We start from the raw sequence: 21,605 nt of genomic DNA, 5'->3' as shown, positions 1-21,605 counted from the left end.
AGATGAATTGGACTGACATATTCATCCGTAGGCCGGTGCTCTCCATGGTGGTGAGCGCGCTGGTATTGATATTTGGACTGAAATCAATTGGCTCTTTGCCAGTAAATCAGTATCCCCAAACGCAGAATGCGATTGTGACTATCACAACAGCATATTTCGGCGCAGATCCAGAGACTATTGCAGGCTTTATTACTCAGCCACTAGAGGCCTCTATTGCTCAAGCTCAGGGTATTGATTACCTCTCTTCAACTAGCGTAAGTGGCGTTTCTACCATTATTGCTACCTTGAAATTGAATTACGACTCAAACGCAGCATTAACGCAGATACAAACTCAAATTAGTGCGGTTAAGAATCAGTTGCCACCCCAAGCACAGCAGCCGATCTTGACGGTGCAGGTTGGTCAATCTACTGCTGCAATGTACATGGGTTTCTATAGCGATGAAATTCCCAATAACGCAATCACCGATTACTTGTTGCGTGTTGTAAAGCCAAAGTTGGACTCTGTTGAGGGTGTTCAAAACGCAGAGATTACTGGTGGTCGTAAGTTCGCCTTACGCGCTTGGCTTGATCGAGAAAAGATGGCCGGCCTGGGTGTTGGTGCGGATGATGTCTACAACGCCTTGTTTGCAAATAACTATCTTTCGGCCGTTGGTAGCACCAAGGGCGATATGGTTGCGGTCGATTTAGTGGCTGGCACCGATCTGCACACCCTTGATGAGTTTCGTAGATTAGTTATCAAAAGAGATGGTGTAAATATTGTCTATTTAGAGCAGGTGGCAAACGTCACGCTGGGTTCTGAGGACTACAACACTAATGTGGCCTTTAGCGGCAAGCGCTCGGTCTTCATAGCGATTAAGGTGGCTCCACAAGCAAACCTGTTGGATGTAGCACAACGTGTTCGAGATGTAGTTCCTGATATTCAGAAGCAATTGCCAATTGGTATGACCGGCAAGATCGTTTACGACTCAACTAAATTTATTACTAGCTCTATTGACGAAGTTATTTCAACTTTGCTGGAAGCTTTGGTCATTGTGACCGTAGTGATTTACCTCTTCTTGGGCAGTGCACGTGCTGTTGCAGTGCCAGTCATTGCAATGCCTTTATCTCTTATTGGCACATTCTTCTTAATGCAGGTTTTGGGTTATTCCATTAACTTGCTCACCCTGTTGGCCTTGGTGCTGGCAATTGGTTTGGTGGTCGACGACGCCATTATTGTGGTGGAAAACGTTGATCGTCATATGAAAGAGGGCAAGTCGCCCTTAGAGGCTTCTTTAATTGCTGCGCGCGAATTGGGTGGTCCTATTTTGGCGATGACGGTCGTGCTGATTGCGGTGTACATCCCAATTGGCTTTCAGGGTGGTTTAACCGGCGCCTTGTTTACGGAATTTGCGTTTACTTTGGCCAGTGCGGTAGCGGTTTCTGGATTAATTGCGTTAACGCTCTCGCCGATGATGTGCTCTCGCATTTTTACTGAAGAACAAGAAGCCTCATCATTTGTGCAAAAAATTGATCGCATCTTTGATAAGGTGCATCACAGCTATCAAAGCACTTTGCGTGAATTATTGAGCACTTGGCAAGTCATCATTGTGATGGGCGTCATTTTGCTGGGTGGTGTTGCCTATCTTTACGCAACTGCACGTGCTGAATTGGCGCCAACAGAAGATCAAGGCATTGTTTTGATGCAGGCGTCCGGACCGCCTAATAGTACGGTTAACCAAATGCAGACTTATGCGGATCAAATTTACGCAATCGCTGCAGCAGAACCAGAGTATGAGCAGGCCTTTCAGATCACAAGTCCAACTTCTAGCTTCGGTGGTATTTTGCTCAAGGACTGGGGTGAGCGTAAGCGCAATGCCACGAAGTTTCAAGAAGACATGCAACAGAAGTGGAATACGATTGCAGGCGCACGTGTAGCCGCTTTCCAGTTTCCAGCATTGCCTGGTGCGCAGGGCTTGCCAGTTCAGGTGGTGATCAACACCACAGAATCGTATGCACAGCTCAATGAAGTATCCCAAGCAGTATTGGATAAGGCACGCCGTAGCGGTAACTTCTTCTTCGTCGATTCTGATTTGAAGATTGATAAACCGCAGGATGTTTTGGAAATCGATCGTGAAAAAGTAGCGGCTTTGGGGATGACTCAACAGCAAGTCGGCGCGTCACTCTCTGCTGCTTTAGGTGGCGGCTTTGTGAATTATTTCTCGGTATCCGGACGCTCTTATCGTGTAATTCCACAAGTGAAACAAGTTGATCGCTTAAATCCAGATCAAATCTTAGATTACTACATCCGCACCCCAAGCGGTGCTATGGTCCAGGCGCGCACTATTGCAACAATTAAAAAAAGAGTAGTGCCTCAATCAATTAACCACTTTCAGCAGTTGAACTCCGCGACGATCTCGGGCGTAAGCACACCGTTTATCTCACAGGCAGATTTGCTGGAGTTCATGCGCCAGACTTTGAAAGAAGTTGCGCCTAATGGATACAGCATGGACTATGCTGGCCCGTCACGTCAATTTATGGCTGAGTCCGGTGGCTTCCTAGTCACTATGTTCTTTGCGATCTTGATCGTGTTCTTGGTACTTGCGGCTCAGTTTGAAAGCTTCCGTGATCCGATTGTGATTTTGGTTTCTGTGCCGTTAGCTTTATTTGGTGCCTTGATCTTTATTAATCTAGGATTCACCACCTTAAACGTCTATACCCAGGTGGGGTTAGTCACACTGATGGGCTTGATTAGTAAGCACGGAATTTTGATTGTGGAATTTGCTAATGAATTACAAGAAGCTGGACGCAGTAAGCTTGATGCCATCGTAGAGGCTAGCAGCGTTCGTTTGCGCCCTATTTTGATGACGACTGCCGCGATGGTCTTGGGCGTGTTGCCATTGGTGATCGCCTCAGGTGCTGGCGCTGCGGGTCGACAGTCTATGGGTATTGTGATCTTTACCGGCTTATCGATTGGCACATTGTTCACACTCTTTGTGGTGCCCGCAATGTACTTATTTATCGGTGCCGATCACCACGCTAAGAAATTTAAACAGCAGTAAAAATACAAATCAGAGAAACTACTTAACGATATTAAGCTCTTTTTCGGCAATATCGTTAAGGCAAGTTTCTTCTTCAAGGCGTGTAAGCCACGCATTAATATTCTTAAGATCTGCGCGTTCTCCAGTTTGCTGTGGGAAGGTTTTATTTAGTAGAATCCAGCGGCTGACACAGAGGGCGAGAACGATATCGCCGATTTGAAATTGGTTGCCTGAGCAGTAATTTTTTTTGGCTAGTGTTTGATCAAGCATGCCAAGCAGTCGATTAGTTTCTTGATAGCCCTTCAAGATAGCTTGGTGATTACGTTCAGCTTCTGGGGTTCTGGTTAGCCCCAAAAATGCAATACGTAGCGCTGGCCACATCGTGCCCAATTGCCAATCCATCCATTTCTCAGATTCGTATTGAGTCTTGATGTTAGTAGTAAAGCGTCCAGCCTTGTCATGTTGACGTGCCAAGTAACGCATGATGGTATTGGACTCCCAGAGTACAACGTCACCATCTTCTAATGTGGGAACTAAACCGTTTGGATTGAGTTTTAAAAACTCAGGCGTGTTGTTGACCCCAAAGTGCAGCCCAGCATCAATACGCTCAAAATCTTTGCCTTCTTTAAGGCCCAACTCTGCAAGACACCACAATACTTTTTGTACGTTAATAGAACTTTTACGACCCCATAAACGCATCATGGTATTTCCTTGGAAGATAGCTGTAATTAGCTAGATTGGATTTCTGTGAAATCAAGACCAACAAATTTACTGCGCGCAAAAATGAGAGGCTCTCGTTCTGGATGATTTTTTAAGTTAATGACTTTAGCAACGATGATGTTGTGATCGCCGCCAATATGAACGCAAACAGTTTCACATTCGTAATAGGCTACGCAATGATCGATTTGAGTAAGTCCGCTAGCTGCAAGCTTATGGTCAATACCATTAAATTGATCCACTTTCACCGTAGCAAAATGCATTGCCAGATCTTCTTGCGAGCGTTCTAGGACGTGAATCAGGTGTTTTTTGCCAAGCTCAACCCAGGGCATGAGGCGTGAATGCTTTTTCAGGCTCCAGAGGATGAGTGGCGGTTCGAGCGAGACTGTATTAAACGAGCTAATGGTGATGCCGTGGGAATTATTTTCTTCATCCAGGCAAGTGATGACAGTGACCCCGGTGGCAAACGATGAAAAACCTTTGCGCAGCTCTTGTGAGGTAAATGGGGTCATTAGGCTTGTTTACTTTGCTTCAGTTTTTGCAGGAGCTGCAATGGTTGTGCCGGGAATAGGAATCAAGATTTCGTTTTCTTCAGCTTTTACGCACTTAAAGCGATATTCCTTGCCTGCTTTAGATAAAAAGCTGGCGCCTTCATAGAAATCATTTCTACAGGTTTTGGTTGCAAAATCCATAACATCCTGTGGAGCAGCGCTAGAGCTAATGAGGCGCATGTTGCCCATAGACATGTTGACCTGGGTTGAATAGCACCCAGACAGCATCAAGCCAGAAATCGTAGTTAATAGTAGAATTTTTTTCATGGAAACCTCCATAATCAGCAATGCTCGTTAGGATAAACCTATTAAGCAATTGCTGCGGGGAAATACCTCGCTCTAAAAGGATGAGATATGTTTAAAGCAATATTGGTAAATAAAGACGATCAAGGCTATCGTGCAGAATTGGCCCAGGTAGATGAGGCTAGCCTCCCAGAGGGCGATGTTCGTGTAAAGGTACTGTATTCCACACTTAACTATAAGGACGGCCTAGCCATTACCGGCAAAGGTCCAGTAGTGCGTAGCTTTCCGATGGTGCCCGGGATTGATTTTGCAGGCGAGGTAATAGAAAGTACTAGCCCTGACTTTAAGGCTGGCGATATGGTGCTTCTCAATGGCTGGGGAGTGGGCGAAGGACATTGGGGTGGTCTGGGGCAGCAGGCTCGTGTGAAGGCTGATTGGTTGATTCCATTACCAAAAGGATTTACTGCCAAACAAGCATTAGCAATTGGTACAGCCGGCTACACCGCGATGCTCTGTGTCATGGCATTACAAAAGCATGGACTTAAGCCAAGTGATGGTGAAGTTTTGGTAACAGGAGCTGCTGGAGGCGTGGGCAGCTTTGCCATTACGCTGCTCAGTAAGTTGGGTTTCACCGTTGTAGCCAGTACTGGTCGATTGGCCGAAGCGGACTACCTTAAAAAATTAGGTGCAGCCGAAGTAATTGATCGTGCCGCTCTATCTGCACCCGGTAAGCCGCTGGCAAAAGAGCGTTGGGCTGCTGTTATAGATAGCGTTGGTAGTCATACTTTGGCAAATGCTTGTGCACAAACCAAGAGTGATGGTGCAGTAGCGGCTTGTGGATTAGCGCAAGGCATGGATTTTCCATCCACTGTTGCGCCATTTATTTTGCGAGGCGTTACTCTTTACGGCATCAATAGTGTGACCGTGCCGCGTGCAAAAAGAATCGCTGCCTATGAGCAACTAAGCAAATTAGTGGATTTGAAAACTTTGGATGAAATCTCACATGAAATTTCACTTGAAGAATCCATTAAATATGCGCAAGAATTAATGGCAGGCAATGTACGTGGACGCTTGATTGTCGACGTTAATAAATAAAGAAAGAAGTAGAGTTATATAAAGAAGTTTTACTGCGGTGCTTGGGGTTTGCGAATAGATAGTTGTGCCCAAACCTCAAGCTTCTCGGGATTGGTCATATCAGACCAATCAGCAATCTCATTCAGGGTACGATAGCAGCCACGACAGTAACCATTTTCAGGATTAATGTCACACCAATTAATGCAAGGCGATGGAACTGTTGTCAAAGCAAACCTAGAAGCAAAAGATAAAAGAAATTACGTTAAATCATGAACACTCAAAACAAAGCAAGTGCTGAAGCTGAGATCCATTATCCATTAGGAGATGCACTTCCGGAAGTGGGTAGCAGTATTGAGGTTGCGCCAGGTGTTCGTTGGATTCGTATGCGCCTACCGTTTGCCTTAGACCACATCAATCTATGGCTACTACGCGATGAAATCGACGGCGTTTCAGGCTGGACAATGGTGGATTGCGGTATTGCTAATGATGAGACAAAAGCCTCGTGGGAGCAGGTCTTTGCTACTCAGCTTGAAGGCTTGCCAGTCTTGCGTGTCATCGTGACTCACATGCATCCTGATCATGTGGGCTTATCGCAATGGTTGTGTGAAAAATGGAAAGTGCCCTTGTGGATCTCTATGACTGATTACTTAACCGCTCAATGGTTAAGCTGCAAAGAGGGTGGCGCTGCAGTGGGCGCGCGTGCTGGTAGCGGAGGTTCTGCAGATCATTTTCAAAGACATGGATTAACGACACCAGAAGATTTAGAAAAAATTCGAGCGCGCTCTAATTACTACAGCAATATGGTTCCTGGAGTGCCGCGTCAATATCGCCGCATTATTGATGGTGAAAGTATTTCTATTGGTGGGCATTCTTGGCAAGTGATCATGGGGTATGGACATGCGCCTGAACACGCTTCTCTGTTTTGCAAAGAGCTTGGTGTGCTGATCTCTGGAGATATGCTGTTACCCCGCATCTCTACTAATGTCAGTGTTTACGACGCTGATCCAGATGCAGATCCTCTGGGACTGTATTTAGACTCTATTGAAAAATATTTAGCGTTGCCAGAAGATACTTTGGTATTACCTTCTCATGGAAAGCCATTTACAGGAATCAGACCGCGTATTGCGCAATTGAAGGCACATCATGATGAGCGCTTAGCAGATGCTTTGGGCGCATGTAAAAAACCGGCACATGCTCGAGAGATTGTGCCGGTCTTGTTTAAGCGCGAATTAGATATTCATCAACTTACTTTTGCGATGGGTGAGGCTATTGCTCATCTGAATTACCTACTTCATCGAGGTAAGTTGCGTCGCCAGCTTTGCGACGACGGCGTGTTGCGGTTTTCCGTGGTTTAGCGCTAGTCGTTTTTGTCTCGGACTCTTCTTTGGGTGTTGTAGCTGCTGCCCCTGCTGCAGAGACGGCATCGCCAAAGGATTTGAGGGCCATCATGGTGGCGTGCTGAACTTCTAAGCCTTGGATGGTCGACTTGAGGATGTTGAGATTCAAATTTAGCCAGTTTTCAACGCTTTTAAGGTCCTTAATGCGCTTTTCTAGCTCATCCACATCTAAGCCAGGGAAAGCAGCTCCAAAGCCGCCAGCAGCCTTAGACGCATCTGCTGTGAAGGGAAATTGCCCGGCCTGAGCTGCCGCACCTTGTCCCCACATGGTTTTAAACATATCTAGGCTTTGATTAAATTCGGGAATGGTTCCAAACATAGGGGCTCCGGGGTAAATGAAAAGTGGCTTTTCCAATAGAATAAGGGATTCTAGAGATTAATCCCGGTTTAACAATGCAATCTAATGGTTTGTCCCAGCCTTACACCCGCGGTCAAAAGCTTCCTGAGCTTTTAAAGCAGCGCATCCTCATTTTGGATGGTGCTATGGGCACCATGATTCAGCAATACAAGTTAACTGAGGCTGATTACCGTGGCTTGCCAGGTAATACCCGTTTCGCCGATCATCCTGGCGACATTAAAGGCAATAACGAGTTGCTCGTACTGACTCAGCCAGAAATTATTAGCAAGATTCATGAGCAGTATTTAGATGCTGGCGCAGACATTATTGAGACCAACACTTTTGGTGCAACTTCAGTTGCGCAAGAGGACTACAAAATGGCTGGTCTGGCACGTGAGATGAATGAGGTCTCTGCTAGATTGGCGCGCGCTGCTTGTGAAAAATACAGCACCCCAGATAAGCCACGATTTGCTGCGGGCGCGATTGGGCCAACACCAAAGACTGCAAGTATTTCACCTGATGTAAATGATCCAGGAGCACGCAATGTGACCTTTGATGCTTTGCGCGCCTCCTACCGTGAACAGATTGAAGGTTTATTTGCTGGTGGCGTGGATTTATTTTTGGTCGAAACTATTTTCGATACGCTCAATGCTAAAGCTGCACTCTTTGCTCTCGATGAATTTTTTGAAGAAACTGGTGAGCGTTTACCAGTCATGATTTCTGGAACGGTAACAGATGCTTCGGGACGTATTCTTTCTGGCCAAACTGTTGAAGCCTTCTGGAATAGCTTACGTCACATTAAGCCGCTCACGTTTGGTTTGAACTGTGCACTCGGTGCTGCACTGATGCGCCCTTATATCGCAGAGTTAGCGCGTATATGTGATGCTGCGGTGTCTTGTTACCCTAATGCTGGCCTGCCTAACCCAATGAGCGACACCGGCTTTGATGAGACGCCGGAAATTACATCTAGCTTGGTTGATGGTTTTGCAAAAGATGGTTTAGTCAATTTAGTTGGTGGCTGCTGCGGCACTACGCCAGATCATATTCGCGCAATTGCCAATGCTGTTGCCAAGCGCAAACCTCGTGCCTTTTATCGCGAGAATGCTGAGGTATCAGCATGAGCAAGATCGAGAAAAAAGCTATGCCAGCAATGAAGCTTTCTGGTCTCGAGCCATTTAACGTTACAGCCGATGTTGGCTTTGTGAACATTGGTGAGCGTACTAACGTCACTGGTTCAAAAGCATTTTCTCGCATGATTTTGAATAATCAATTTGATGAAGCGCTCGTAGTAGCCCGTCAGCAGGTTGAGAATGGTGCCCAAGTTATTGACATCAATATGGATGAGGCGATGTTGGATTCTGAAGCGGCAATGACTCGCTTCTTAAACCTGATCGCATCTGAGCCTGATATTGCCCGTGTGCCCATCATGATCGACTCCTCTAAGTGGAGTGTGATCGAGGCAGGCTTGAAATGTATTCAAGGCAAGCCAATTGTGAATTCGATTTCCTTGAAAGAGGGCGAAGAGTCATTTAGAAAACAAGCGCGCTTAATTCGTCGTTATGGCGCCGCTTCAGTGGTCATGGCCTTTGATGAAGTGGGTCAAGCGGACACATTCAAGCGCAAGACTGAAATTTGTCAGCGTTGCTATGAGATCTTGGTAAATGAAATTGGCTTTCCAGCTGAAGACATTATTTTTGATCCAAATATTTTTGCAATTGCTACTGGTATTGAAGAGCATGACAACTATGCTGTTGACTTTATTAATGCTACCCGTTGGATTAAAGAAAATCTGCCAGGTGCCAAGGTAAGCGGTGGCGTTTCTAATGTGAGCTTCTCCTTCCGCGGTAATGACCGTGTGCGCGAAGCAATCCATACAGTGTTTCTGTATCACGCCATTCAGGCGGGTATGGATATGGGTATTGTGAATGCTGGTCAACTGGGCGTATACGCTGACCTAGATCCTGAGTTACGTGAGCGTGTTGAGGACGTGGTTCTCAATCGCTTTAAAGAGAAAGATGGCAAAACTCCAACAGAGCGATTGCTTGATATTGCCGATCAATTTAAAGGTGGCGGCGCAAAGCAAGTTGAAAACTTGGTGTGGCGCGAAGCCCCAGTCCGTGAGCGCTTAACGCACGCCTTAGTGCATGGTATTACGACATTTATTGAAGAAGATACAGAAGAACTGCGCGCAGAAATTATGGGCGCTGGTGGTAGGCCTATCGAAGTGATTGAGGGCCCACTCATGGATGGTATGAACGTTGTCGGTGACCTATTTGGTGCCGGAAAGATGTTCTTGCCTCAAGTAGTTAAGAGTGCCCGTGTGATGAAGCAAGCGGTTGCTATTTTGATTCCGTATATAGAAGAAGAGAAGCGTCAACATATTGCTGCTGGTGGTGAGGCTAAAGCCAAAGGCAAGATTGTGATGGCGACTGTGAAGGGCGATGTGCACGATATTGGTAAAAATATTGTGACCGTTGTTCTGCAATGTAATAACTTTGAAGTTGCCAATATGGGCGTGATGGTTCCTTGCGCGGAAATTCTGAAGCGCGCCAAGGAAGAGAATGCAGATATCGTTGGTTTATCTGGCTTGATTACCCCATCGCTCGAAGAGATGACTTATGTTGCACAAGAAATGCAACGTGATGACTATTTCCGTGAGCGTCAAATTCCGCTCATGATTGGTGGCGCTACTACTTCTCGCGTACATACTGCGGTGAAAATTGCTCCGCATTACGATGGTCCCGTCGTCTATGTACCTGATGCATCCCGCTCGGTATCTGTGGCCTCTAGTTTGCTGTCTAATGAAAGCGCTAAGAAATTCATCCAAGATTTGCGTGATGACTATGTGCGTATTCGTGAGCAACATGCCAATAAGAAAGCTGCGCCAACCATTTCTTTAGAGGCGGCGCGCAAGAATCGCGAGATGATTGATTGGGCTTCATACGTTCCAGAAAAGCCAAAATTTATCGGCCGTCGCGTATTTAAAAACTTTGCACTAAGCGACATTGCAAAATACATTGACTGGACACCGTTCTTTCAGACTTGGGACTTGGCAGGTAAATTCCCCGCCATTCTCGATGACGAAGTTGTAGGAGTTGAGGCTCGCAAGGTATTTGCCGATGCCCAGGCTTTGCTCGATAAACTCATTAAAGGTCAGTGGCTACAAGCTGATGCTGTAGTTGCCTTCTATCCTGCCAATACGGTTGGTGATGACATTATTCTCTATAGCGATGAAACACGCGAGCACCCATTGTTTGTTTGGCATAACTTACGTCAACAATCTGAGCGTCCGGTTGTAGATGGCGTACGTAGACCGAATCGTTGTTTGGCTGATTACGTTGCGCCAAAAGATTCTGGTGTTGCGGACTACCTCGGTTGTTTTGCAGTCACATCCGGTCATGGTGTAGAAAAGAAAGTAGCTGAGTTTCAGGCAAAGCATGATGACTACAGCGCCATTATGTTGAAGGCTTTGGCGGATCGTCTCGCAGAAGCATTTGCGGAGTTAATGCACCATCGTGTGCGTACAGATCTTTGGGGTTATGCAACCGATGAGATTTTGACTAACGATCAAATGATTAACGAAGAGTACCGCGGTATTCGTCCGGCACCTGGTTACCCAGCCTGTCCTGCCCATGAGGTCAAAGAAGATTTATTGCGTGTTATTGGTTCAGAAGATATTGGCATGACTCTGACTGAGTCTATGGCGATGAATCCTGCTTCTAGTGTGAGTGGTTTTTATCTAGCTCACCCAGATGCGCGCTACTTTAATGTGGGCAAACTTTCTGATGATCAGGTTGAGGATTTGGCAAAACGTCGTGGCCAGAGTGTAGAAGATACCCGCCGCCAGCTAGCAAGCTTGTTGGACTAAACGCCCCACATGACGGGTTCGTCTTTGGACCTTGCTTGCTTCATGAGCTCTAGAAATGGGTAGGCTCTTTGCCCAAGGCGATCAGCCAGCTTAGGCTTCTCGGCACCACTTTCAGAGTCTTCATTCACTTTTGCTCGTTCCTCAAGATCTTTGAGAATGGCGGTTTCTAGCGCGGTGATCAGATCAGGGAGCTGCTCAACCGTCAGGATCCCGCGAGGATCCAGGGGGCGCCCCAAAATATCAAAAATTCGTTTGGTCAGATCCGCCAGCATGATGACGTCTGGACCAGCTTTTGAGCGAAATTGATAGATCATTTCGATAGCTTACCACCTGATAAACTCACTTATCTATGTTGTCTACTAATAAAAATCGTTTAATTGAAATGCTGAGTACTGCACTGGCAGGCTTGGCTCAGGAGCGCGGCCTAGAGGCGCCTCCTACACCCCGTTTAGAGCGCCCTAAGGCCGTTGATCATGGCGATGTCGCATGCAATATCGCCCTCCAGCTCTCGAAGGCTTGGAAGCTCAACCCGCGCGAGCTCGCTCAAGCCTTGGTTGAGCGTTTGCAGCAACAGAATGGCTTTAATGAGCTGATTGCATCTTGCGAAATCGCTGGCCCGGGTTTTATTAATTTCCGTCTGAGTAATGCTGCTAAAACTGCCGTAGTGCAGGAGATACTCTCCTCCGGTACGCATTTTGGCCAATCCGCTTTAGGTGCTGGGTCTGCACCAAGCGCCATGATTGAGTTTGTCTCTGCCAATCCAACCGGTCCCTTACATGTTGGTCACGGACGTCAAGCAGCGCTTGGTGATGCCTTAGCGAACTTATTAGCAACCCAGGGCATTAAAGTTCATCGGGAGTTTTATTACAACGATGCTGGTGTGCAGATTGCGAATTTAGCCTTATCAGTTCAGGCTCGTTTACAAGGTTTAAAGCCAGGTGATGCGAAGTGGCCTGAGCAAGCTTATAACGGCGAATATATTGCAGAGATTGCGACAGCTTTTAAATCTTCACCAGAATATAAAGACGACATTGAAGCGATCCGTCAGTTTGCAGTTGCATATCTTCGCAATGAACAAGACATTGATTTAAAAACCTTCGGCGTTAAATTTGATTGTTATTACCTCGAGTCTTCTTTGTACACCGACGGAAGTGTTGCTCAAATCGTTAGCGATCTTCAAAACATAGGCAAGACCTATGAGGCTGAAGGCGCGCTGTGGTTAAAGACTACAGATGATGGTGACGACAAAGATCGTGTGATGCGTAAGTCAGACGGCAGCTTTACATATTTTGTGCCGGATGTCGCGTACCACACCAGCAAGTGGAATCGTGGCTTTCAGAAGGTGATTAATGTGCAAGGTAGCGATCATCATGGAACGATTGCCCGTGTACGTTCAGGCTTGCAGGGTGTAGCGCAGAAGCGCGGTTGGGATATCCCTAAAACCTACCCAGATTATGTTTTGCATAAGATGGTGACTGTGATGCGTCATGGCGAAGAAGTCAAAATTTCTAAGCGTGCTGGCTCATATGTGACGGTCCGAGATTTGGTTGAGTGGTCTGGTGGCGTCACTCCAGAGATGACTCCTGAAGAGAGAGAATTGGCATTGCAGCGCGGACGTGATGCCGTGCGCTTTTTCTTGATCTCGCGTAAGGCAGATACCGAATTTGTTTTTGATATTGATTTAGCCTTGCAGCAGAATGATGAAAATCCAGTGTTCTATGTTCAGTATGCGCATGCGCGCATCAGTTCAATCTTGCAGCAATGGGGTGGACAAACAGCGGATTTAGCTGGAGCAGATCTATCGCTATTGCAAAGCAAGGCATCGGATCATTTGCTGCGTCGTTTAGCGGAGTATCCAGAAATGCTGACATCTGCTGCGGAAGAGTTAGCGCCTCATGCATTGGCTTTTTACCTGCGTGATCTGGCGGGAGATTTCCACACTTTCTACAATGCTGATCGCGTATTGGTAGATGATCAGAATTTAAAGTTAGCACGTCTTGCGCTGTTGTCTGCAACACGTCAGGTGTTGCAAAATGGCTTAAAAGTACTCGGAGTATCCGCGCCAGCAAAGATGTAATGGCGAGGTACGGGGTGTGGATGTAAGATGGAGAAATGATGAAAACACCGATTCAGAAAACTGGCTTCGTAAAGCGCATTGGCAGCATTGATAGCAAAAACACCCAATATGGCGGCACTATCCTTGGCTTTATTTTGGGTTTGGGCGCCGGTCTTGGAATTGCGTTTGTCATCGCCTTTTACCTTTCTAAAAATACCCCTCAAGAAAGACCGGGCATGCGTGCCCCGAGTCTTCCATTAACTATCAAGCCTTCTCCTGCGCCTGCTGAAGGCGAGGCGGCCACCCCTGCTGAGCCTGTAGATCTAAATAAGCCGCTTCAAGGTAAATCACCTGCGCCCACATCAGCCGATCCAATTGGCGATTTGGTGAACGGCAAGAAATCTGCCGACAAGCCTGCCGATGTAGCTCCGGCAGCAAAATCAGACTCGATTTATTTCTTGCAAGTAGGCGCATTTAATAAGCGCGCAGATGCAGACGCGCAAAAAGCCAATTTAGCTATTCAGGGAATTCAGGCGCAGTTAAGTGAGGTGACGGCTGATGGCAATACCCTCTGGCGTGTTCGTGTAGGTCCATATAACAGCGTTGAAGACAGTAATCCTGTTCGCGATAAATTGAATGGCATGGGCATTAAACCAACCTTAATCAAATCCAGTAAATCATGATTTCATTTAGCAAAAGATTCATTACAGTATTTGCACTCCTTTCTTTGAGTGGCTTTGTGGCTGCTCAAGGACAAAAAATTGAAGAAGGCTTTGATTACCGCATATTGCCTATTGCTCAGCCAGTAGAGACCAAAGGGAAGGTGGAGGTCATCGAATTCTTTTGGTATGGTTGCCCACATTGTTATGACTTTGAGCCTGAGCTAAGCAGCTGGGTAAAGCGTCAGCCTAAGGATGTTGTTTTCAAAAGAGTCCCCGTAGCTTTCCGTGATGACTTCATGCCGCACAGCCAATTGTTTTATGCCCTTGAGGCGATGGGCAAAGGCGATGCTCTCAATGAAAAAGTTATGTACGCAATGCATAAAGAAAATAAACGTCTTTTAACTGAGCCAGAGATTGCTGATTGGGTTGCATCCCAGGGAATAGACCGCAATACGTTCTTAGCTACTTATCGTTCATTTGCGGTGATTTCTAAAGCGCGTGCTGCAAAGCAAATGGCTGAAGCCTATCGAATTGATGGCGTACCTACTATTGTGATGCAGGGCAAATATGTGACTTCACCATCCATTGCTGGTACTAAAGCTAAGGCAATCTTGGTTATGGATTACTTGGAAGAAAAAATTCGTAAGAATAAGTACAAGCAATAACTTTGAGAAAGTAATGCTCTGGTGTTGCTTAGATTTTTACGAAGCGGCGCACAATCCAAAAGTAGATTGGATACGGCAAAATTCTGAGAAATTTTAAAAATCTTGAGAATCGTTTTGGGAAATGAATGTCAAATTCCCCTTTATGAATGCCATCCAAAATTTCTTTAGCTGCCTCTTCAGCGCTAATTAAGGCTGGCATTTCAAAGTCATTTTGTGCTGTTGCTTCTGTAGCAACGAAGCCAGGTGAAATCATATGTACGCTGACACCCTTAGGCAATAAGTCGTAATATAAATTCTCACAAAAATTGATGATTGCTGCTTTGCTAGGGCCATAGGCTAAAGCTTTTGGTAGGCCGCTATATCCTGCTACGCTGCCAACGATGGCAATGTGCCCTGAGTGGGCTTTCAGCATGTCGGGTGTAACCAATGCAACGGCTCTCATCGGCCCTAAAAGATTGGCGTCAATTGTCTTCTCAGCAATTTGGATATCAAAGCTATCTGCACGAAGGGGTGCATACATGCCAGATACGAAAAGTAGAAGATCTATACCACCCCAGACATTGAGGATAGCTTTATATCCTTCCTGTAGCTGTTCATTATTCGTAACATCTAGTGGAACAACAAGCGTTTGATTTGCTTCCCCATTGAGAGCAATTTGATTTAAGCGCTCTACTCTGCGGCTGGAGAGTGCAACTTTGGCACCTTGTAGTAGCAAAGCCTTCGCACAGGCCTCGCCAATGCCGCTGGATGCGCCAATGACCCAGACTCTTTTTCCTGGGAAATGATCTATGCCGGATTGTTTCATGCGCTTAGCGCATCGGTGGATGCTGTTGATGGTTGGTGGCTGAGGGTGAATTGCACGACATCAATATTGCGCTCTGTAAAGCCAGCTGCACAGTACATTAAGTAGAAGTTCCAGAGACGAATAAAGGCTTCGTCAAATCCTAATTGGCGCACTTCCTGAAGTTTGTGATTAAAGCTGTCTCTCCACAAGCAAAGTGTTTTTGCATAGTCAGAGCCAAAAGCAAATTCTTGCTCGATTCGTAAGCCGGCCTTTGCGGCGCTTGCCTTAAAGCTCTCCCGAGATGGCAACATTCCACCTGGAAAGACATATTGCTGAATGAAATCAGTATTGCGTCGATAGCGCTCGAAAAGATCTTCAGCAATAACGATAGTTTGAATGCAAGCTTTGCTACCAGCCTTTAAGCATTGAGCAATAGTTTCAAAGTATTCCGGCCAATGCTTTTCGCCGACTGCTTCAAACATTTCTACTGAGGCGATACCATCAAATTTTTCTTGGCAATCGCGGTAATCTTGAAGTCGCACTTCAAATGAAGTCGCACTTGCCATCTCATTTTGTACCGCTAGAAGACGTTTTTCAGCGAAAGCTTTTTGTTCTGTAGATAAAGTAAGGCCAGTTATTGACCTGTTGGTGCGCAGTGATTCTTCCATTACCCCACCCCAACCACAACCAATCTCTAGGAGATGGTCTCCAGGTTTGGTTTGAAGAGATTCTAGAATACGTCTAATTTTTGCGCGTTGAGCATCGGCCAATCCTTGTTTGTCTCCCTCGGAGAACCAGGCGCTGGAGTAGCTCATAGTGGAGTCGAGCCATAGGGTATAGAAGGCATTACCTAGATCGTAGTGAGCATGAATGTTTTTGCGACTACCTGTTTTGCTGTTATCCCTTAACCAATGTTTCAGGCGATAAAAAATAGATCCATACCAATTGCCGTAGATGGCCTTTTCAAGGATTGTTCGATTACGAATAGCCAACTCAAGTAATGCCTTGAGATCAGGGGTATTCCATTTGCCTTGAATATAGCTCTCTGCAAAACCAATGTCTCCATGGGACATGATTTCTTTAAATACCGACCATTCCAGAATATGAATTTCAGCATGCAGTTGATCGTTGCGATTACCAAATTCTTTTTTGTCCCCATCCGGTAGGGTCAACTTCAAGTAGCCGCTGCTAAGCTGGGTCAAGAGCGTTAAAAGTGCCTTGGCGCTAATTTGATATTTATGTGAAGAGCTATCTCGCTCTTGCGGGCGAGAAAAATTTAATCTCGAGAGAAGGGATTGTCCTGGGCGATTCATCTGCTAACTTCAAGTTCTGGTGGTTTGGGCTTTGAATGAAAGGGTACACCTTTTATCCATAATTTCAATGCTTGCCAATGAATGCGGAAAATGACACCTAAACTCATCAAAGGGTAGCGGAGCATTGCCGAAATGATATTAGCCCGACTTAGTGGGCGGCTGGTGCCGCTAATGCTGGTATTGATGAGGGGTAGGCCGTCTTCATGGAGTTCAATGCGATAAACACTGTTTTTACCGCTACTACTGTCTTGTGGAAATAAGAAGCGGAAATGGTATTCGCCTTTTACTTCACAAAATGGAGAGACGTGAAATACTTTCTTGCTGGTAAGTGTCTCACCTGAGTGCAACTCCTCGCCTGAATCTTTGTGCAGTAAGTAGCAATGACGTTCGCCAAAAGTATTATTTACTTCAGCAAGTACCGCTTGTACTTTGCCATCGGCTCGAGTGCAGATCCAGAAACTCACTGGATTGAAGACATACCCCAAGACCCTTGGAAAGGTTTGCAACCAGATTTCACCGTCTATGTGTGGGATTTGGTTATCAGCAAGAATTTTTTCAATCCAAGCAAGGCTATTCGCCTCTCCTAGGCCATGGTCCTTATCAAAAAATGCACATAACCCCCAGCTGTTATCGCTAAGGCCGTCATCTTTGAGTAAATTTGGATTGGCCTTACGAGTGCGCATTGGAATAGATACGGTGAACACTCCATAGCCAAACGCATTCTTAGCTGGCCGAATGCGCTGGTGCTTAACTACCCCAAAGTTAATCTTTGCTTGCGACATTAACTATCTTGTTTGACCTTAATAGGTTGACGAATACTCTCAATTAAAGCCTCTGCAACCAGTTCACCCGAGCGCAATCCATCCTCATGAAAGCCAAAGCCCGTCCAAGCACCGCAATACCATATAGATGATGAGCCTTGAATCAAAGGGAGTTCTTTCTGAGCCTGGATTGCGCTCATATCAAATACAGGATGCGAATAGTGAATCTCTTGATGCACTAGTTTCGGATCCGGCTCTTCGGAAGGATTTAGGCTAACAATAATTTGTACATCTTTAAGTTGGTCTGGAAGCGGTTGCAAGCGATTAATTAAATAATTTACGCTGACGTGTTGCCTTGCATTTGGCTGATCACCAGATTTAGCGGTGTAGTTCCAGGCAGCCCAACAACGTTTTGCCTCTGGCAAGAAGTGGGTGTCTGTATGTAAGATGGCGCGATTTTTTTGATAGGGAATGGCTGCCAAAATATTTCTGGCTTGCTGATCAATACCGTGAACCATGTCTAGTGTTTGATCGCTGTGACAAGCCATGATGACTTCATCAAAGTAGGCTGAGCCAGCCTGAGTGATAACTTCCACTTGACCGTTATCATGACCTGCATTAACTCGCAGAACACGTTCGCGCTTGATGGTTGCACCATGCTTTTCTATCGCAGCAACAATTCGTTTTACGTACTCGCGCGAACCGCCCTTGATGGTTAGCCATTGTGGGCGATTCTGAATTTGCAAAAGACCATGGTTATGGCAAAAACGCACCATAGTTTGAATGGGGAATTCAAGCATCTGCTCTACTGAGCATGACCAGATTGCGCCAATCATTGGCAGGAAATAATTTTCTTTAAAACTTTGGCTAAAACGGTGACGTTTTAAAAAATCTGCAATTTTTTCATCTGGTTCTTTGTACTGGTGGCCAGCATCAATTTGCTCTTGCGCTAGCTGAGTGGCTAAACGGTTAAAGCGCAAGATGTCATAAGCCATACGCCAAAAAGAGGGGGACAGAAGGTTGGAGCGCTGACCGAAAAAAGAGTTGATGTCGTTGCCTGCCCACTCAATCTTTTTATTTGAGCCTGATTTCATAGAGTCATCAATAGAGACAGAAAATGACATCTCTGAAGGGGCTACAGGGGCTTTAATTTCCTCGAATAGTCGAACTAGGCGGGGATATGTTTTGCGATTGAAAACTAGAAAGCCAGTATCCACACCCTGGGTCACTTTTTCCCCATTGATGTTGTAAGCGAAATCTACTGTATTGCTATGCCCGCCAATATGATCACCAGATTCATATAGGGTAATTTCAAATTCAGGATGTTGTCTTAAGGCGTATGCGCAACCTAGTCCGGAGATACCTGCGCCAATGATGGCAATTCGTTTTTGACTCACTGGACCTTTTCTCCTAAAAGCTTTTCAATTTGATTGGTGATACTACTGCTAGTTGGTTTTGTCATGCTGCCGTAAGAATCAATCACATTACCATTGCGATCAATCAAGTACTTATAAAAGTTCCATTTAGGTGTTGTACCAGTTTTGGCAATCAACATTTTAAATAAAGGATTTGGGTTGCTACCTGAGACTGCGCTTTTAGAAAACATTGGGAACTTCACGTCATAGGTGTTTTTACAAAAATCAGCAATGTCTTTATTGCTCCCCGGCTCTTGTTGTCCAAAATCATTAGAAGGAAAACCAAGCACTACAAAACCTTGGTCCTTATATTTGGCGTAAATCTTCTCAAGACCCTCGTATTGACTTGTAAAGCCGCAGAAACTAGCTGTATTTACTACCAGAATGACTTTGCCTTGATATTGGCAAAGGTTCTGTGGTGCCTCATCCTGTAAACGTGGGAAGGTATGAGAGAGGAGTGGGCTGCAGCTGTTTGCGGCATTGGCAATTTGCAGGCCGGATAGGAGGGCGCATAAGCCAAAGAGCCAATTCATTAGATTGCGATGCATATTGCGCCTTTAAATTTCACTAGTTAGAGACCAAGTCTAAGACATTCTGGCTAATATCGCTGGCATTACAAAATTGCCATTAATATTGAGTTATGAGCCAGTTACTACCACCCTCTTTCGAAGCTAAAGTTTGTTCGCCCGATGAGCTTGCAGTTCGCTTAGCAAATCTACCAAGGCCACTAGTATTTACTAATGGGGTCTTTGATATTCTGCATCGTGGGCATGCCAGTTATTTGGCTCAGGCACGCGCTTTGGGTGCTAGTTTAGTAGTCGGCGTAAATTCGGATGCTTCGGTGAAGATGTTGGGTAAAGGTGATGACAGGCCTATTAATACAGAGGCTGATCGTCAGGCCTTGTTGGCAGCGCTGGAGAGTGTTGATATGGCCGTGTTGTTTACCGAACAAACGCCAGTCAACTTAATTGAAAAAATTCGTCCTGATATTTATGTCAAGGGCGGAGATTATGAAATCGATACCTTAGCAGAGACTCATCTAGTAAAAAGCTGGGGCGGTAAGGCAGTTGCCATACCGTTTTTGTATGAGCGCTCCACCACAAGCCTACTGGGCAAGATTCGCTCTTAAATATTTTGTAGTAGCCACGCCCAAACGCCGCGAAGTACCAAGCTCTCAGTTTGTTCAATCGGCCAATTCTGCAAGTCAGATTTTTTTATTTGAGCAAGAAGAACTTTTGCATTGCCACCATCAAGCCAAATTCTTTCAACCGGATGATTCAATTTTTTTGCCTGTAATAACGCGTAGTGAATGGCGCCAATCTGAGCTGCATCACATCCACCAATAATGGCTTCATTAGTTGTAGATCCAAATTCTTGCTGAAATTCTTCACGAATTGCTAAAGGGAGTTGCGCAGTTTTGCTCTGCAGGCTTTCTTGCATTAGCCCAAGGCCAGGCAAAATCCATCCGCCGTAATGCACGCCATTAGATCCAAGCAAGTCAATCGTAGTGGCCGTACCGGCATTTACAACCAGGGTGTTATTGGTGGATAAGGCACGGGCGCCAATGAGGGCTGCCCAGCGATCGGCACCGAGCTTACTGGCATCTTGATAAAGGCTACGCATCCCCGAGAATGTGCTGTCACCTTTTAATTGCTGCCAATGCAAATCACTCCATTGTGGAAACAATGACTTGAGATTGGTGATAGCCTCATCTCCGGCTACACAGCTAAAGCCAATAGCATCAGGCTTTGGAAGTGTCTTCGCAATATAGTCGGCCAATTCCTCGCGATGTTCTGCTGACTGCAAAGACTTGCTGCTAATAGAGCCCGAGTAAGCCCACAACTTCTTTTGTTGGGCGCTTGGATTTTGATTGGATTCCACAGCAGCCCATTTGAGGCGTGTATTGCCAACATCAAAGAATAAATAAAGGCTCATGATTGAATCCGCAATGAAACATCACCCGCATGAATGGCGATCGTTTTGTTTTCTTTTTGCAATAGTAATGCCCCAGATTCATCAACACCTTTTGTGACGCCGTATATAGCATCTTTACCGGCGCCTGAAATGCAAACAGCTTGATCTCGATATGCATCCCACTTCATCCATGATTCCATGCATGGTTTAAATCCATGTAGATCGAATTTGGTGAGATGTTGCTCAAGCGAGGCAATTAATTTCAACCAAAGGTATTCAACATCTGGCAAGGAGTCTGTAATCTGGCTAAGAGAGCTTGCTTTAAGTCCACTGTCGAGACTAGCCTCAATTTTTTCTGCATTACGTAAGTTGATACCTACCCCAATAATCATCCAAGTTGAATCACCTGCTTTTGCTTGACCACCTTCAATCAGAATGCCAGCGAGTTTGGCGTTATTTAGTAATAAATCATTTGGCCACTTTAGGCGAAGACCTAATTCGTGAAGTTTTGATTCATTAAGGTCACAAGCTTGTGCAATCCCAGATATGACAGCTAGACCAACTAACAAACTCAAACCACTCAGTTCTGCAGGAGTTCTTTTAAACGGAAAGGCTAAAGAAAAGCAAAGAGAGTCTTCGGGATTAGCTAGCCATGATCGACCAGCTCTTCCTTTACCTGCTGTTTGTTTGTGGGCAATGCGTGCCACTGGATCGATTAACTCTCCGGCGCGCCAACGCCCCAAAAGATCATCATTGGTCGATCTGGTCTCGATAACGCGCTCAAGTATGCAATTTGCAGTCATTCCGCCATTGTAGAAAGGTCTGACCTAG

General features: G+C 45.7%; 22 protein-coding genes. 9 read left to right on the top strand and 13 right to left on the bottom strand.

Annotation, left to right across the window (positions count from 1 at the left end; all coding sequences use genetic code 11):
• Window positions 1-2 precede the first annotated feature (2 nt).
• The gene (locus JaK3_RS01005) at window positions 3-3,038 is read left to right on the top strand and encodes an efflux RND transporter permease subunit (RefSeq protein WP_068319776.1); all 3,036 of its coding nucleotides are present in this window, start codon (window positions 3-5) and stop codon (window positions 3,036-3,038) included.
• A gap of 18 nt (window positions 3,039-3,056) precedes the next feature.
• On the opposite strand, the gene JaK3_RS01000 is transcribed toward JaK3_RS01005, so the two are convergent.
• The 3 genes from JaK3_RS01000 to JaK3_RS00990 are packed head-to-tail and all read right to left on the bottom strand — an operon-like array spanning window position 3,057 to window position 4,552.
• A complete protein-coding gene (locus tag JaK3_RS01000) occupies window positions 3,057-3,719 on the bottom strand; it encodes a glutathione S-transferase family protein (protein ID WP_082786337.1) in 663 nt (220 codons plus the stop codon).
• Window positions 3,720-3,745: 26 nt separating this feature from the next.
• Window positions 3,746-4,246 carry a flavin reductase family protein gene (locus JaK3_RS00995; RefSeq protein ID WP_068319774.1) on the bottom strand — a complete coding sequence of 167 codons (501 nt, stop codon included), beginning with the start codon at window positions 4,244-4,246 and terminating at the stop codon, window positions 3,746-3,748.
• 9 nt (window positions 4,247-4,255) lie between these two features.
• Entirely contained in the window at window positions 4,256-4,552 is a 297-nt protein-coding gene (locus JaK3_RS00990) for a hypothetical protein (protein WP_068319772.1), read from the bottom strand.
• 87 nt (window positions 4,553-4,639) lie between these two features.
• Here JaK3_RS00990 and acuI point away from each other — a divergent pair, with 87 nt between their 5' ends.
• Window positions 4,640-5,623 carry an acrylyl-CoA reductase (NADPH) gene (acuI, locus tag JaK3_RS00985; protein ID WP_068319770.1) on the top strand — a complete coding sequence of 328 codons (984 nt, stop codon included), beginning with the start codon at window positions 4,640-4,642 and terminating at the stop codon, window positions 5,621-5,623.
• A 29-nt stretch (window positions 5,624-5,652) separates the two neighbouring features.
• Here acuI and JaK3_RS10465 read toward each other — a convergent pair whose 3' ends face one another.
• On the bottom strand, window positions 5,653-5,829 hold the full coding sequence (locus JaK3_RS10465) for a DUF1289 domain-containing protein (RefSeq protein WP_082786336.1): 177 nt from the start codon (window positions 5,827-5,829) through the stop codon (window positions 5,653-5,655).
• A 42-nt stretch (window positions 5,830-5,871) separates the two neighbouring features.
• Here JaK3_RS10465 and JaK3_RS00980 point away from each other — a divergent pair, with 42 nt between their 5' ends.
• Complete coding sequence (locus JaK3_RS00980) at window positions 5,872-6,957, top strand: MBL fold metallo-hydrolase (RefSeq protein ID WP_068319768.1); 1,086 nt, start codon at window positions 5,872-5,874, stop codon at window positions 6,955-6,957.
• Here JaK3_RS00980 and JaK3_RS00975 read toward each other — a convergent pair.
• Window positions 6,869-7,318 carry a PhaM family polyhydroxyalkanoate granule multifunctional regulatory protein gene (locus JaK3_RS00975; RefSeq protein WP_068319766.1) on the bottom strand — a complete coding sequence of 150 codons (450 nt, stop codon included), beginning with the start codon at window positions 7,316-7,318 and terminating at the stop codon, window positions 6,869-6,871. The two genes, JaK3_RS00980 and JaK3_RS00975, sit on opposite strands and share 89 nt — an antisense overlap.
• 74 nt (window positions 7,319-7,392) lie before the next feature.
• Between JaK3_RS00975 and JaK3_RS00970 the strand changes: the two genes are divergently transcribed.
• Both JaK3_RS00970 and metH read left to right on the top strand, forming a co-directional pair.
• Window positions 7,393-8,457: a homocysteine S-methyltransferase family protein gene (locus JaK3_RS00970; RefSeq protein ID WP_068319764.1), complete on the top strand. Its 1,065-nt coding sequence runs from the start codon at window positions 7,393-7,395 to the stop codon at window positions 8,455-8,457.
• Window positions 8,454-11,204 (top strand): methionine synthase, encoded by a 2,751-nt coding sequence (gene metH, locus JaK3_RS00965; protein WP_068319763.1) that lies wholly within the window; start codon window positions 8,454-8,456, stop codon window positions 11,202-11,204. Before JaK3_RS00970 ends, metH begins: the two co-directional genes overlap by 4 nt.
• Here the strand turns inward: metH and JaK3_RS00960 are convergent.
• Window positions 11,201-11,518, bottom strand: a complete 318-nt coding sequence (locus JaK3_RS00960) for a DUF1840 domain-containing protein (RefSeq protein ID WP_068319757.1) — start codon at window positions 11,516-11,518, stop codon at window positions 11,201-11,203. The two genes, metH and JaK3_RS00960, sit on opposite strands and share 4 nt — an antisense overlap.
• Before the next feature lie 35 nt (window positions 11,519-11,553).
• On the opposite strand from JaK3_RS00960, the gene argS reads away from it, so the two are divergent.
• From argS to JaK3_RS00945, 3 genes are read left to right on the top strand one after another with little or no spacing between them, the layout of a single operon-like run.
• On the top strand, window positions 11,554-13,281 hold the full coding sequence (argS, locus tag JaK3_RS00955; protein ID WP_068319756.1) for an arginine--tRNA ligase: 1,728 nt from the start codon (window positions 11,554-11,556) through the stop codon (window positions 13,279-13,281).
• Window positions 13,282-13,316: 35 nt separating this feature from the next.
• Window positions 13,317-13,943, top strand: a complete 627-nt coding sequence (locus JaK3_RS00950) for an SPOR domain-containing protein (protein WP_082786335.1) — start codon at window positions 13,317-13,319, stop codon at window positions 13,941-13,943.
• Window positions 13,940-14,587 (top strand): thiol:disulfide interchange protein DsbA/DsbL, encoded by a 648-nt coding sequence (locus JaK3_RS00945; RefSeq protein ID WP_068319752.1) that lies wholly within the window; start codon window positions 13,940-13,942, stop codon window positions 14,585-14,587. The genes JaK3_RS00950 and JaK3_RS00945 overlap by 4 nt, the downstream gene beginning before the upstream one ends.
• Window positions 14,588-14,615: 28 nt before the next feature.
• Here the strand turns inward: JaK3_RS00945 and JaK3_RS00940 are convergent, their stop codons facing one another.
• From JaK3_RS00940 to JaK3_RS00920, 5 genes are all read right to left on the bottom strand, one after another.
• Window positions 14,616-15,392, bottom strand: coding sequence for an SDR family NAD(P)-dependent oxidoreductase (locus JaK3_RS00940; protein WP_068319743.1), 777 nt, complete (start codon window positions 15,390-15,392; stop codon window positions 14,616-14,618).
• Entirely contained in the window at window positions 15,389-16,573 is a 1,185-nt protein-coding gene (locus JaK3_RS00935; RefSeq protein WP_240480844.1) for an SAM-dependent methyltransferase, read from the bottom strand. The genes JaK3_RS00940 and JaK3_RS00935 overlap by 4 nt, the downstream gene beginning before the upstream one ends.
• A gap of 107 nt (window positions 16,574-16,680) precedes the next feature.
• Window positions 16,681-17,466: a DUF1365 domain-containing protein gene (locus tag JaK3_RS00930; RefSeq protein WP_068319737.1), complete on the bottom strand. Its 786-nt coding sequence runs from the start codon at window positions 17,464-17,466 to the stop codon at window positions 16,681-16,683.
• Window positions 17,466-18,842: an NAD(P)/FAD-dependent oxidoreductase gene (locus JaK3_RS00925; protein ID WP_068319735.1), complete on the bottom strand. Its 1,377-nt coding sequence runs from the start codon at window positions 18,840-18,842 to the stop codon at window positions 17,466-17,468. The genes JaK3_RS00930 and JaK3_RS00925 overlap by 1 nt, the downstream gene beginning before the upstream one ends.
• Window positions 18,839-19,393: a glutathione peroxidase gene (locus JaK3_RS00920; RefSeq protein WP_420865680.1), complete on the bottom strand. Its 555-nt coding sequence runs from the start codon at window positions 19,391-19,393 to the stop codon at window positions 18,839-18,841. The genes JaK3_RS00925 and JaK3_RS00920 overlap by 4 nt, the downstream gene beginning before the upstream one ends.
• Before the next feature lie 107 nt (window positions 19,394-19,500).
• On the opposite strand from JaK3_RS00920, the gene rfaE2 reads away from it, so the two are divergent.
• Entirely contained in the window at window positions 19,501-19,989 is a 489-nt protein-coding gene (gene rfaE2, locus JaK3_RS00915) for a D-glycero-beta-D-manno-heptose 1-phosphate adenylyltransferase (RefSeq protein ID WP_068319731.1), read from the top strand.
• Here rfaE2 and JaK3_RS00910 read toward each other — a convergent pair.
• Together JaK3_RS00910 and JaK3_RS00905 are read right to left on the bottom strand one after the other, a co-directional pair.
• A complete protein-coding gene (locus JaK3_RS00910) occupies window positions 19,986-20,795 on the bottom strand; it encodes a type III pantothenate kinase (RefSeq protein WP_068319730.1) in 810 nt (269 codons plus the stop codon). The two genes, rfaE2 and JaK3_RS00910, sit on opposite strands and share 4 nt — an antisense overlap.
• A complete protein-coding gene (locus JaK3_RS00905; protein ID WP_068319727.1) occupies window positions 20,792-21,577 on the bottom strand; it encodes a biotin--[acetyl-CoA-carboxylase] ligase in 786 nt (261 codons plus the stop codon). The genes JaK3_RS00910 and JaK3_RS00905 overlap by 4 nt, the downstream gene beginning before the upstream one ends.
• Between the last annotated feature and the right edge of the window lie 28 nt (window positions 21,578-21,605).

Source organism: Polynucleobacter yangtzensis (assembly GCF_001595965.1).
GTDB classification, from domain to species: domain Bacteria; phylum Pseudomonadota; class Gammaproteobacteria; order Burkholderiales; family Burkholderiaceae; genus Polynucleobacter; species Polynucleobacter yangtzensis.
Note: the sequence above shows the minus strand (reverse complement) of the source record. Positions and strands in the feature narration are given on the sequence as shown.